This is a genomic window from Mycobacterium dioxanotrophicus, assembly GCF_002157835.1.
In the GTDB taxonomy this organism is placed as follows: domain Bacteria; phylum Actinomycetota; class Actinomycetes; order Mycobacteriales; family Mycobacteriaceae; genus Mycobacterium; species Mycobacterium dioxanotrophicus.
The window spans coordinates 2,629,147-2,641,889 of record NZ_CP020809.1; the positions used below are offsets into that span (position 1 = coordinate 2,629,147).

The window sequence follows — 12,743 nt, forward strand, 5'->3', positions numbered from 1 at the left end:
ACGTGCCAGCCACCATTAAAGGAGATTCCCATGCAGAAGCTCGGCATCGTCCACACCGTCTCCCAGCTTGCGCCAGTGTTCGCCGATCTCGCTGCGGAGTTGCTCCCCGAGGTACAGACGATCGTCATCGCGGACGAGCTCCTGCTCAAGCAGGCGGTCCGCGACGGTGCGGTTGACGACGTGACGCGTGAACGGCTTCGTGGCCACGTTGTCGCGCTGGCCGACTTCGGTGTCGACGCGGTACTCGTAACATGCTCGTCGGTGGGCGCAGTGGTGGATGAGATCGCCTCGGGGACAGACATTCCCGTGCATCGGGTCGACCGCGCCATGGCCGAGCGTGCCGTGGAGCTCGGATCGACCATCGGTGTGCTGGCCACGTTGCCGACGACGCTTGTGCCGACGACAGAGCTCGTAGCAGCCGCTGCCCACGATGCCGGCCGGGCGGGCGTCGAGGTCGTCTCGCGGTTGTGTGATGGTGCGTTCGCGGCGCTGCAGCGCGGTGACCGGGCGCGACACGACGCGATTATCGCCGAGGAACTCGACCGTCTGGCGGCCGCCGTCGATGTGGTCGTGCTCGCGCAGGCCTCGATGGCGCGGATCGCCGCTGCCCGGTCCACGGGTGGCACTCGCGTGCTGTCGAGCCCGCGACTCGCGATGGAGCGGGTCGCTTATATGGGGCGATAAGAAGCCGGCCGAGGTTGGTGCACTGCGCTAATGGTGAAGGTGGGCGGAAGGATCCACGATGGTTGACGTGGAACGTGAATGGGAGCCCCGAATCCTCGGTCTCGGAGGTACGACCCGACAGGGTTCGTCGTCGGAACGCGCGCTGCGCGCCGCTCTGGATCTTGCCGAGCGTGCCGGCGCGCACACCGACATCCTGCTGGCCGATGACCTGGAATTCCGGGCATACGCACCCGAGCGGGGCGCACTCGAACCGCGGGCCGGTCGCCTGCTGGATCTGGTCCGCCGTGCAGACGGGTTGATCGTCGCCAGTCCCGGTTTCCATGGCGGCCCTTCGGGACTCATCAAGAACGCGCTGGACCATCTGGAGGAGTTGCGCGACGACGAACGCCCCTACCTCGATGGTCGCGCGATCGGCTGCATCGTCTGCGCGGCCGGTTGGCAGGCAACCACGACCACACTCGCGGCGCTGAGGCAGACCGTGCACTCGCTGCGAGGCTGGCCGACGCCCCTGGGTGTCACGATCAACTCGACCCCGGTCGGCGATGCGGATCCGGTCGTGGCCGCTACGCCGCAACTTGGCATGCTCGTCGATCAGGTTGTCGCACTGGCTCGTTGGCAGCGGGCGGCGGCTTTTGTCGAGGTCGCGTCGTGACCGGACGATTGAACGCGCCGCAGACCACCGCGGGTGTTCCCGCGTCGGTGGTTGGGCGCGGGCTGCGCACCGTGGTCGAGGGCTTGCAGCATCCAGAGGGAGTGTGTTGGTCTCCGGCCGAGCAGGTGCTCTACGCGGGCGGCGAGGGTGGCCAGTTGTACCGATTCGGGCTCGAGGGCGGGGCCTTCGAGACGGTGTGCACGGTGCCAGGCGGCTCCATGCTCGGCCTGGCACTCGACGGCGAGGGTGCGGTGTACGTGTGCGACGTCGGCAACGGGTGCGTTCAGAAGATTACGCCGGACTGCCGCATCGAACAGTACGGTGCCGCAATCGGCTACCCGAACTACCCGGTCTTCGACAGCGACGGCCGGCTGTGGGTGTCGGACTCCGGAGAATGGGGTCAAGCGACAGGCCGGATCGTACGGATCGATCCCGACGGCACGACCGAACAGGTGCTGGGCGGCCTGCATTTCGCGAACGGACTTGCACTGCAAGGTGACTGGCTCTACATCGTCGAGTCGACGTGGCCGCGGATCGTGCGGATCCCGCTGGTCGGCGGTGACCCGGAGCCGGTCGTGGTACTGGACCGGGTGGTCCCGGATGGCATCGCCTTCGACGCCGGCGGCGGCCTGTGGATCGGTTGCTGGCAGCCCAACCGCGTATATCGCCTCGACCCGGACGGGACGCTCGACATCATCGTTGATGACTGGTCGGGCGTGTACGCGCCGACTCCGACGAACCTCGCTTTCGCCGGGCCCGAGCTCGACGTCCTCGCCCTTGCGTCGCTCGGCACGCTGGTGGTGACCGCCTGCGACCCCGGGGTCCGTGGGGCGCCGCTGCACCTGCCCGTCGGCCTGAGCTGACCAGGACTGTGTACAAGAACGACGGCTGTGCTGACGTGGCCGGTGACCAGATAGGTGAAGGAATTCGGAGATGAACGGTGTGACCTACGACGCGTTGGTGATCGGCGCGGGGTTCGCGGGGCTGACGGCCGCGCGCGATCTCGCCAAGGACGGCAAGAAGGTGCTGATCGTCGAGGCCAGGGACCGCATCGGTGGGCGGGCCTGGTACCGGCTCTTCGCCGATACCAACTTCTCTATCGAGCTGGGCGGCAACTGGATCGACATTGACGGCAACGTTGCGCTCATGGCTGAGGTCGAGCGGTACGGCGTCCACCTTTCGACCAGCCCGCAGGCCGAGAACCACGTTTCTCGGCTCGACGGCGTCCTAAGCCACGCGGCCTGCCCCATCACCGAGGACGAGCAACGCGCCCTTGAGCACCTGTCCCAGCAGGTCCTCGTGGACGTGCGCCGGATCGACTCGGCGTTGCCGCTGGATCAGCAGGATGTCGCCGACCTCGACGTCCCGCTCGACTCCTACCTCGACGGATTCGGGCTCGCGGCCCGGGTGCGTGAACTTGTCGGGGCGTGGATTCGCGAGAACACGGGCTGTCACGAGTCGCAGATTTCCGCGCTGCATTTGATGTCGTGGATCCCGAATCTGAACAATAGTGTTCTGGCACTTGGGCATACGCCGACACACCGCTTCGCCGCCGGAACGATAGATCTGCTCCGGCGGATGCTGGACGACTCGGGTGCCGAGCTGCGCCTCTCGACACCGGTGGTGGCGGTGACGCAGTCGGCCGAGCACGTCGAGGTGCGCACCCAAGGCGGCGAGATACTGCGTGCGCGGGGCGCGGTGATCGCCCTGCCGCTGAACTGCCTGACCGATGTCAGCTTCACCCCGGCGTTGTCGCAGGCGAAGACCGCCGGTGCGGCGATCGGCCAGGCCGGCGCGGCCAAGAAGTTGTGGGCGCTCGTCACGGACCTGCCGCCGAAACTCCTCGGAGTAGGCGGGCACGACGAGCCGATCGACGTCTTCTTCACCGACTTCCCGGCCGACGAGACCGGCCTGGGCGGTGACCTCGTCGTCGGATTCTCGACGCAGGAGCGCCCGCTCGACATCTTGGACCGCGAGGACATGGAGGTGGCCATGCGGCGCTACGTGCCCGAAGCGGGCGTGGTGAAGGTCGACGGCCACGACTGGCTTGCCGACCCGTACGCCAAGGGGACGTGGTGCGCGGCACCCGCCGGGCTGCTGTCCAAATACGCCTCCGCGCTGGAGGCCACCGAGGGACGCCTCGTGTTCGCCGGATCCGATATCGCCCACGCCTTCCGCGGATGGATGGAGGGTGCGGTCGCCACCGGCGCCACCGCCGCCGGCCGGCTCTCGGCAATCCTGGCACAGCGCTGAATCCCTTACATATCAACGATTTCCGAATACGACAGGAGACCCATGAATTCTGCACGCGCGCTCCAGGAGTCTGCCTGGGATGCCGAATGCCGCCACGACCTCGACGGGCTGCTGGCCCACTTTCTTCCCGATGCCACGTTCTACGCCTACGGCCAGCCTCCGCAACGCGGCCACGAGGCCATCCGCCGGATGACCGAGGACTTCTACCGGTCGTTTCCCGAACTCGCAATCGACGTCCTGGACGAGTGGACCAACGGTGAGTCGTCGGCCGCCTTCGAATTCCGTGCGCGGCTGAAGGACACGACCGGTGCGCGATTCACCTTGGATGGCGTGATCCTCGTCGAGATCGAGGATGGCAAATTCAAGAAGGTACGGTACTACGAGGAGGCGCCGGTCCCGGCGACCGACTGAGCACCGCACACAATGGGCGGCGTCCGGATCGGACGCCGCCCATTGTTTCGTTGTGCGATAACGTTATTCGGTAGACGTGGCCCAGATCGTGTACACCTTGCGCACGGTCTCACTGATATCCCAGGTACCGCGCCAGCCGTCCGGCGCGACGAGCACGACACCTGGGCGGATGTCGTGGACCGTACCGTCCGCGGTGGTGATGGTTCCCGCCCCGGCGATGAAGTGCATCAACTCCGTGTCGCCGTTGCGAGCGGAGTCGAAGCGCCCCGGGGTGCACTCCCAGATGCCGCTGCGCCCGCCCGGATTCCTGTGCAGCACATGGACCGACTCGACCGGCGCCCCGGCGAGCGAGGATGTGCGCGGGCCGAGGACGGTCAGCTCCCGTGTCTCGGGCGCGGCGTCGTAGACGATCTCCGGGATGGTGGTGCCGCTCATGCGACGGTCACCGCACGGGCGCCGAGCGTTGCAATCCGCGGGCCGACCTCACGCCCCAGGAGCTCGAGGTGGCGTCGATAGGGCTCGGGGTCCCGGCTGTAGTCGAACGTGAACGAAAGGAGGGCGCCGATGCCGCCGAGATCCTCGTTGAACTGGGCGATCTTCTCGACGACGGTGTCGGGGGATCCGACGATGAAGAAGTGGTCGACCATCCATTCGAGTGTCAGCTCGTCGATCGTCATGCCGGGGTCGAGGAGCAGTTCGCCGAGCGCATACGGCTTGCCGCCGCGGTCGCGGACGACGCGGAAGGTGGGCAACACGAGTTCATCCCAGGTGCGGCCGGCCGGCCCCTCGAGGAACAGCCTGCGGGCCTCGTCGTCCGTCTCGGCGACGAAGACGTCGCGCATGATGCGCCACCTCGCCCGATCGGGTGTGCGGCCGGCTTCAGCCGCAGCCCGCGAGTACGTCTGCCACTGTTGGCGAAGCGCGACCATGCCGACCTGCTGGCTCATCGGGGAGAAGCCGCGCCGGGCGGCGTCTGCGAACGTGGGTGACGTGGGTTGGACGCCGGTCATCACAACCTCGGGATGCGGCCGCTGGAAAGGCTTGAGGTGCGGTCCATTCCACTGGTCGGAGTGCGCAGGCATGTCGACGGTCCAGAACTCGCCGTCGATGCGAAACGGCCCGGAGCGAGTCCAGATGGCCTCGATGATGTCGATGGCCTCGTCCATCATCCTTGCGTTGCCCTGTCCGACGCCGAACAGCTGCCCGTCCGTCGGGAACGAGCCGGGCGCAAAGCCCGCGATGTAGCGCCCGCCCGTCATGTGGTCGAGGTACATGAGCCGGTCCGCGAGGGCGATGGGGTTGTGGTAGGGCAGCAGATGCGCCGCAGCGCCGAGCCGGATCCGCTGTGTCTCGCGCGCGGCCGCGGCGATCGTCAGGTCCGGAGCCGGGTTCGGCTCGTGGCCGATGGTGTGGTGCTCGGCGAAGAAGAGTTCGTCGACGCCGTATTCGTCTGCCCACCTCGCGATTTGGAGGTCCCACTCGATCACCTCCTGCAATGTGCGCCGACCGGCGACGTACTCCTGCGCATACGGTGGGCTGAAGAGTCCAAGATCCATGGCTTCGCTCGATTCCTTGTCGTTTGTTCGGCGATACCCATCCAAGGTCGGCGAGTAATCGCGTCCAGACAATTGATGCCGACCTCAAACATCCGGCCCTTGGCTGTCGATGCGTACAGCTCTTAGATCTCGGGCCAACGCGCCGTTGGCAATTCATGTCCACACACAATGGCGCTTCGGGCAGGCAGCCGGAAGGCTGAGCGCCATGGTTAATCGACTGGAAGGCAAGGTTGCGCTGGTCACCGGCGCCGCCCAGGGACAAGGTGCCGCGCACACGGATCTGCTCGCACGGCAGGGCGCGCGGGTGATCGCGACGGATGTGCTCGACGAGCAGGGCGAGGCGCTCGCGGAGCAACTCGATGCAGAGGGTTTGCAGGTCGTCTACCGGCACCTCGACGTGGCGTCGGAGAAGGACTGGGCATCGGTCGTCGCCGGTGTCGACCCCAGTTGGGGCCCGATCACCGTCCTGGTCAACAACGCGGGTATCAGCTCGCCGGCGGCCGTCGCCGACGTCAGCCTCGACGAGTGGAATCGCGTGGTTGCGATCAATCAGACCGGAATCCTGCTGGGAATGCAGGCCGTCATCCCAGGGATGATGGAGCGCGGCTCGGGGTCCATCATCAACATCGCGTCGTCCTGGGCGCATCGAGGCGGCACCGAGAACGGGTTCATCGCCTACGTCGCGACCAAGTCCGCAGTGCTGGGAATCACCCGGAACGCCGCGATGAACCTTGGCCGACACGGTATTCGCGTCAACTCGGTCTCGCCGGGCTATGTCCGAACACCCCAGGTCGAGTACGCGGAAAAGACGGAGCCCGATCGGGTCGCGAACGACGTGGCGAAGATCCCGATGCGGCGTATGGCGCGCCCCGCGGAGATCGCCAAGACAATCGCCTTCCTGGCCTCGGACGAGTCGTCGTACACCACCGGTGTCGACATGCTCGTCGACGGCGGTCTGAATCTCACCTGAATTCGCGTTCGAGACAGTCGAATTCACCAATGAACACGGAGTCTTGCGCATGTCGGTGGATAGTCACATGACAGCGGCGGTGCGGCCGGTCGGCTTCATCGCCGACGACATCACCGGTGCCACGGATCTTGCCAGTGCGATCTCGGCGCGTGGTCTCGACACTCGCCTGGCCTTCGGCAGCGCCGCGGTCGGAGGGGCCGGGGGAGACGCGATCGTCGTCGCCCTCAAGATCCGCAGTGTGCCCGCATCCGAGGCACGCGCGGCCGCGATCGAAGCCGCTGCGGCGCTCCACGCGGTCGGTGCGGTGCAGCTGTTCTCCAAGTACTGCAGCACATTTGACTCGACGGCCGACGGCAACATAGGGCCGATCGCCGACGCACTGATCGACGTGACGGGCTCTCACCGCATCGTGCATTGTCCTGCGTACCCGGCCAATGGCCGGACTGTGTACCTCGGTCACCTGTTCGTCGGTGACGAATTACTCAGCGAGTCCCCGCTGCGTGACCATCCGCTCACTCCGATGCGCGATCCGCGGCTACAGCGTGTGCTGGCCAAGCAGACGCCACGCGGCGTGACGCGCCTTGATTTGCCCACCGTCGACGCGGGCGCGGATGTCATCACCTTGCGCCTCAACGATATTGCCCGCCGCGCCGTCGGTGCCCACCACGTGATCGCCGACGCCGTGAAGGATAGGGACCTCGACACCATCGCTCAGGCCGCGGCCGACGACCGGCTCGCCGCGGGCGGCGCCGCGTATGGTGCCGCGTTTGCCGCAGCAGCCCATAAACGTGTCGGCCGCCGACGAGATGTCGCCGAGCGGCGTCCGGTGCCACCGCCGGGGCCGGCCGCGATCCTCGCCGGGAGTCTCTCGCGTGCGACCCGCGAACAGGTACAGGCGTTCGATGGACCGACGCTCGCTCTCAGGGTGATCGACCTCGTCGATGGAGACCATGCCGTGCGCCGCTCGCTGGACTTCGCCGACCGCCACCTCGCCGACAGCCCGCTGCTGATCACCACAGACCACGACGCTATCGGCGTTCGGTCAGGCGCGACTGGGCTGAGCCCGGCGCAGGTGTCACGCCGGATCGAACTGACCATGGGCCGCATCGCGATTGGGCTCCAGCGGCTCGGCGTCCGGAGGTTCATCGTCGCCGGCGGTGAAACCTCCGGCGCAGTCGCCGAGGCGCTCGCCCTGAGATCAGCCCGCATAGGCCCCGACATCAGCATTGGCGTCCCTTGGCTCGTAGCCGACGACAGTGGTCTGGCCGTCGCCTTCAAATCGGGGAACTTCGGTGGTCCGTCGTTCTTCCGTGATGCCGTAGAGGCTGCCGGAGCATGAGTACTTCCGACACGAATTTCGATGACGCAGTGCGGATCCAGATGGTGCGACTCGGTGCGGCACTGTACGACCGGGGCCTGACGCCGGGCCGGACGGGAAACCTCAGCGTCCGGACGGACGACCAGATCATGATCACTCCGACCGGTGCCTGTCTGGGCCGCCTCGACGCGACGCGGCTCGCGGTGACGACGCTGGACGGGCAGCACATCGCGGGCGACCGGCCGTCCAAGGAGCTGGTCTTACACCGCGTGCTCTACCGCCACCACCCGATGTGTACCGCAGTGGCGCACTTGCATTCGACTTCGGCCGTCGCCGTCTCCTGTCTGCCGGACCTGAATGCCGATGACGCGCTGCCGCCGATCACGCCCTATTTCGTCATGCGCGTCGGCCGGCTGCCGCTGATCGATTACGCGGCACCGGGAAGCGCCGAGCTGGAGAAACAGGTCGTGCGAGCGACGGAGCTCTCGCGGTCGGTGTTGATGCGCAACCATGGGTCGCTCGCTGCGGCGGCGTCGCTCGAGAATGCGGTAGATGCAGTGGAGGAGATCGAGGAGACAGCGCGCCTGTACTTGCTGCTCGAGGGCCGTTCTCCGGCGTACTTGGGGGAGGAGGACGTGGCAGATCTGCACCGGCGCTTTCCTTCGACCGCCTAGGCGACGGACGAACCCGGCCATCCGATCGATATTCCGACCCATGGCATGTCATCTTGTGGATGTGCCTCTACAAGCTAAGGCGGGGCAATGAACCCAAACACAACCAATGTCTCAGGTGTGCCGGTGGAAAGCGGTTCCACTTCACACACTGCCGGATTGAGCGGATCAATGGGCACGTTCCGCCTCTTCGCCCTGGTGATGGCATTCGTCTCACCGTTGGTGACGGTCGCGGGATGGCTCGTCATCCTGATCGCGTACGGAGGTCCTGCCGCTCCGGCGATGATGCTCATGGCCGCCGTGCTGATCACGATCTTCTCGCTCGGCTTCGTGGCGATGGGGCACCATATGCCCAATCCTGGTGCCTTCTACTCCTATGTCGCGGCGGGTCTCGGGCGCGTGATGGGACTCGGCGCGGGGTTCGTCGCGATCGCGGTCTACATCTTTCTCGGACTGTCGTCGTTCATCTTCTTCGGCGTGGCCGCCGCGCACTTCGTCTCAAGTGAACTGCACGGCCCCAGTATCAGCTGGTACTGGTACACGCTGATGCTGTTGGTCGTTGTGAGCGTCTTCGGTTACCTGCATGTCGAGGTGTCGGCCAAGGTTCTGCTGGTCGCGATGGCGCTGGAAGTGGTGGTCGTTCTCATCTTCGATCTGGCGATCTTTGGGGGCGGCAGGGTATCCGAGACGGGAGGCGTATCTCTCCAACCGTTCTCGTCGAGTTCGCTCGCGGGTGCATCGTGGGGCCTGGGGCTGCTGTTCGCAATCTTGTTCTTCAACGGCTTCGAGGGGACGGCGGCCTTTCGTGAGGAGGTGAGGAATCCCGCCCGCACCATCGGGCGGGCGACATTGTTGGTGGTCGGCTTCGTCGGAGTCTTTTACTCCGTCGCCTCGTGGGGCATCGTCTCGTACTTCGGGGCGGACAAGGCTGAGGAACTGGCCAATTCAGATCCGGTCAGCATGTTCACGACTGCACTGGGTGCGTCGGTCGGTACATGGTTGGTAGACGTCGCCAACGTCCTTCTCTTGACGTCGATCTTCGCGGCGACGGTCTCGATCTACAGCATCCTGGCGCGCTACATTTACTCCCTCGGCGTCGACCGAGTCCTCCCGAGACAGCTGGGTGCCGTCCATCCGAAACACCACTCACCGCACAATGCGTCCTTCGCCGCGGGAGTGCTGTTTCTGATCGCGCTGCTGCCTTTCGTCGTAACGGGTTCGGACCCGTCGCTCGTCTACGGTCAGATGGGTGGCACCGGTGGCTACGGATACCTCATCTTGTTCGCTCTTGTCAGCCTTGCCGTCCTCGCCTACTTCAGACGTGAGCGGGGAGCACATTCGGTCAATCCGTGGGTGTCTGTCGTGGCTCCGGCGGTATCTCTGGTGGCAATGAGTGTTCTGCTGGTCCTGGGAATCATGAACTTCTCGACGCTCACTGGTGGCTCCGGCGTCTACGCGGTGGTCTTGCAGGCTGCGGTGTGGGGTAGTGGCCTCGTGGGCGTCGCGCTCGGTCTCTTCTATCGAGCGAAGCGACCCGACATCTTTATCCGGATCGGCCGTAGGGTTGTCACGGAAACGCCTCTCTCGCATTGACTTTGGTGCCCTGCGCCTGGACGTCACCGGCGGCCCGCGGCGAGGTATCACCGCATCGTGACTGGTCGGCTATCGCGGACGTGCTGACGGCGATGGGTCTGCTTCGGGTCGTCAGAGGTCAGTCGTTGGACGCCAAGCATGTTCGAGACGTCATCGATACCCTGATCTTGCCGGCGGTGCGCGCGATCTGTTTGTGAGGCAGATGCCCCATGCGTGGAGTCGGGTTGACCGCCGAAGCTGCTGGTCATGGCTCAAAGACGCACACTGGTCCGATCAGACCCCGAAACCGCCGCCGCCCACCTTCGCCTTCCATCCGGCCGCGATGAACGGGTCGCCGGTTTCGGCGTGATGGGCCTGCCGTTCGCCAGCGGGCATTACCTGGCGTTCCGCGATTTCCCGGTAAGCTCGTTTGCGCCGAGCTACCGGTCGGTGTGGCACCGTGACCCGGACGGCGTGTGGACGTTCTACGCCACGACGCCGGGCCCGCAGAGCTGCTCGCGATATTTCAGCTCCGCCACGCCGATCGCCCCGGTTCAATGCGACATCAGGTCGTCCTGGGTCACGCCGTGGTCGCTTCACATTTCGATTGCCGGGCAGCTGGATTGGTGGGTGGACATCCAGAGCACGACGGCGACCCGGCTGGCTACCGCAATCGGCTCCGCGCTGCCGGCCTCGGCGTGGCGCAGTACGGCGACGCAGGCGGCGATGAGTCGAGCCGTCGGCCCACTGCTCGGTACGGGCCGAGTACAGCTCGCCGGAACGCTACCCAACGGTCAGTGGTACCGGATTGCACCCAAAAAGGTGTGGACCGTGCGCAATTCGAGAGCCACATGGAACGGTAGGGAGCTCGGCGCGCCGAGGTCTTTGACCGAGCAAGCCTGCCTCGGAGACTTCCGACTGCCGCAGCGGGGCATCTGTGTCGTCGGCCATGGCTGCTTCGAGACGTTCGACGTCGGCAGGCACCGGTGTGACGGACTCGAGCTGTCCCGCTGACCCGGACGGCGCCAGAGCGCACAATCAGCACGTGACTGCCGATTGCCCGGATGAGCTACCGACACGTGCGGAGGTTCTCGCGGCCTTGTCGGTGGCCATCGACCTGGGCCTCGGCCAACCGACCGAACACATGTTGCGGTCGGCGGTGATCGCCACCCGGCTCGCCGACCGGCTCGGTCTGCCGCCGTTGCAGCGCGACTGCGTCTACTACGCGACGCTGATCATGTGGATCGGATGCCACGCGGACTCGCACGAATACGCCCGGTGGTTCGGCGACGACATCGCGGTACGCCGCAGCGCCTATCTCATCGACTGGTCGGGTCTGCCGTATCAGCGTTTCCTGCTCAGCAACGTCGGCCAGGGGACGTCGCTGTTGCAGCGGCTCAAGACCATCTCGACGCTGTATCTCGATGCCCGGGGCCATATCTCGCAGCTCATCCACTCGCACTGCACATCGGCTGCACTGCTGGCCGAGCGGATCGGATTGGCGCCGGAGGTGCAGACGGCGCTGCGGTACACCTTCGAACGATTCGACGGCGGTGGCCTACCCGGCGGGGTGTCGGGCGAGGCGATTCCGATCGAGATGCGGGTCGCGCAACTGGCCGACATGGTCGAGGTGCACGACCGCGAATATGGCACCGGCGGCGCGGTGGCGATGGCGCGCAGCCGCCGCGGTGGGCAGTTCGACCCGGCGGTGGTCGACGCGTTCGTTGCCGATGCGGACACGCTGCTGGCCATCCCCACCCACGGCGACGTCTGGGCAATGGCTCTGCACCAGGCTCCTGATCGGAACGCCCGGCTCGACGAGGCCGCACTCGACGAGCTACTGACCGCGCTCGGCGACTTTGTCGACCTGAAATGCCCTTTCACCCTTGGCCATTCGCGTGCCACCGGGCAACTGGCGATGGATGCCGCCACGACCGTGGGACTCGACGCCGCAGAGGTCACGCTCACCCGCCGAGCGGCGCACATTCACGACATCGGCCGAATCGGGGTGTCCAATCAAATCTGGTCCAAGACAAGCACTTTGACGCTCGCCGAGTTCGAACGGGTACGTCTGCACCCATACCTCACCGAGCGGATCCTGCACCGCATCCCGGGCCTGCAGCGCGTAGCCTCCGTGGCCGCCAACCATCACGAATATCTCAACGGCCGCGGCTACCCGCGCGGACTGACCGCGCGGCAACTGACCATGCCCGACCGGCTGGTTGCCGCCGCGGTGGCGTATCAGTCGGCCGTCGAGCCCAGGCCGTATCGCGAGCCGCTGTCGGCGCAGGGCGCGGCGCGCAGGCTGCACACGCGGGTGCGCGACGGCGAACTCGACCAGGTCGCCGTCGACGCGGTCCTGCACGCCGCCGGGCATCGCGGCCGACGCGCCGCGCTACGTCCCGGCGGCCTGACCGCGCGCGAAGTCGACGTGCTGCGGCTGGTCGCCCAAGGAGCGAGCAACAAGGAGATCGCGGCAAAACTGGTGATCAGCGAGAAGACGGCACGCAATCACGTCGAACGCACCTATGCCAAGATCGGCGTCTCGAACCGGATCGGCGCCAGCTTGTACGCGCTGGAGCGCGGGCTGGTCGGCGGGCTCGAAAGTTGAGGCAATTGCCCCATTCGCCGCTGAGCTGCCCGGGCCACCCTTGTG

The 12,743-nt window shown here is 66.2% G+C and carries 13 protein-coding genes and 1 pseudogene; 12 read left to right on the forward strand and 2 right to left on the reverse strand.

The window, feature by feature from the left end; translation table 11 throughout:
* Positions 1-30: 30 nt before the first annotated feature.
* The 5 genes from BTO20_RS12685 (at position 31) to BTO20_RS12705 (ending at position 4,000) form a co-directional block, all read left to right on the forward strand.
* The gene (locus BTO20_RS12685; protein WP_087076323.1) at positions 31-684 is read left to right on the forward strand and encodes an aspartate/glutamate racemase family protein; all 654 of its coding nucleotides are present in this window, start codon (positions 31-33) and stop codon (positions 682-684) included.
* Positions 685-742: 58 nt separating this feature from the next.
* Positions 743-1,336 carry an NADPH-dependent FMN reductase gene (locus tag BTO20_RS12690; RefSeq protein ID WP_087076325.1) on the forward strand — a complete coding sequence of 198 codons (594 nt, stop codon included), beginning with the start codon at positions 743-745 and terminating at the stop codon, positions 1,334-1,336.
* A complete protein-coding gene (locus tag BTO20_RS12695; RefSeq protein ID WP_198344363.1) occupies positions 1,333-2,199 on the forward strand; it encodes an SMP-30/gluconolactonase/LRE family protein in 867 nt (288 codons plus the stop codon). Before BTO20_RS12690 ends, BTO20_RS12695 begins: the two co-directional genes overlap by 4 nt.
* Positions 2,200-2,269: 70 nt before the next feature.
* The gene (locus BTO20_RS12700; RefSeq protein ID WP_087076329.1) at positions 2,270-3,589 is read left to right on the forward strand and encodes a flavin monoamine oxidase family protein; all 1,320 of its coding nucleotides are present in this window, start codon (positions 2,270-2,272) and stop codon (positions 3,587-3,589) included.
* A 42-nt stretch (positions 3,590-3,631) separates the two neighbouring features.
* Positions 3,632-4,000 (forward strand): nuclear transport factor 2 family protein, encoded by a 369-nt coding sequence (locus BTO20_RS12705; protein WP_087076331.1) that lies wholly within the window; start codon positions 3,632-3,634, stop codon positions 3,998-4,000.
* 63 nt (positions 4,001-4,063) lie between these two features.
* Here the strand turns inward: BTO20_RS12705 and BTO20_RS12710 are convergent, their stop codons facing one another.
* Together BTO20_RS12710 and BTO20_RS12715 are read right to left on the reverse strand one after the other, a co-directional pair.
* Complete coding sequence (locus BTO20_RS12710; protein WP_087076333.1) at positions 4,064-4,435, reverse strand: cupin domain-containing protein; 372 nt, start codon at positions 4,433-4,435, stop codon at positions 4,064-4,066.
* Entirely contained in the window at positions 4,432-5,556 is a 1,125-nt protein-coding gene (locus BTO20_RS12715; RefSeq protein ID WP_087076335.1) for an LLM class flavin-dependent oxidoreductase, read from the reverse strand. Before BTO20_RS12715 ends, BTO20_RS12710 begins: the two co-directional genes overlap by 4 nt.
* 205 nt (positions 5,557-5,761) lie before the next feature.
* Between BTO20_RS12715 and BTO20_RS12720 the strand changes: the two genes are divergently transcribed.
* The 7 genes and pseudogenes from BTO20_RS12720 to BTO20_RS12750 all read left to right on the forward strand — a co-directional run bounded on the left by BTO20_RS12720 (position 5,762) and on the right by BTO20_RS12750 (position 12,698).
* Positions 5,762-6,526: an SDR family NAD(P)-dependent oxidoreductase gene (locus BTO20_RS12720; RefSeq protein ID WP_157680207.1), complete on the forward strand. Its 765-nt coding sequence runs from the start codon at positions 5,762-5,764 to the stop codon at positions 6,524-6,526.
* A 67-nt stretch (positions 6,527-6,593) separates the two neighbouring features.
* A complete protein-coding gene (otnK, locus tag BTO20_RS12725; RefSeq protein WP_198344364.1) occupies positions 6,594-7,865 on the forward strand; it encodes a 3-oxo-tetronate kinase in 1,272 nt (423 codons plus the stop codon).
* Positions 7,866-7,894: 29 nt separating this feature from the next.
* A complete protein-coding gene (otnC, locus tag BTO20_RS12730; RefSeq protein WP_232491126.1) occupies positions 7,895-8,518 on the forward strand; it encodes a 3-oxo-tetronate 4-phosphate decarboxylase in 624 nt (207 codons plus the stop codon).
* Positions 8,519-8,686: 168 nt separating this feature from the next.
* Positions 8,687-10,108 carry an APC family permease gene (locus BTO20_RS12735; RefSeq protein ID WP_157680208.1) on the forward strand — a complete coding sequence of 474 codons (1,422 nt, stop codon included), beginning with the start codon at positions 8,687-8,689 and terminating at the stop codon, positions 10,106-10,108.
* A 29-nt stretch (positions 10,109-10,137) separates the two neighbouring features.
* Positions 10,138-10,305, forward strand: a pseudogene (locus BTO20_RS40465) (TetR family transcriptional regulator); the annotation flags it as partial.
* Between the two features lie 49 nt (positions 10,306-10,354).
* Positions 10,355-11,101, forward strand: coding sequence for a hypothetical protein (locus BTO20_RS12745; RefSeq protein ID WP_087076348.1), 747 nt, complete (start codon positions 10,355-10,357; stop codon positions 11,099-11,101).
* Positions 11,037-12,698 carry an HD domain-containing phosphohydrolase gene (locus BTO20_RS12750; RefSeq protein WP_087076350.1) on the forward strand — a complete coding sequence of 554 codons (1,662 nt, stop codon included), beginning with the start codon at positions 11,037-11,039 and terminating at the stop codon, positions 12,696-12,698. Before BTO20_RS12745 ends, BTO20_RS12750 begins: the two co-directional genes overlap by 65 nt.
* Positions 12,699-12,743: the final 45 nt, after the last annotated feature.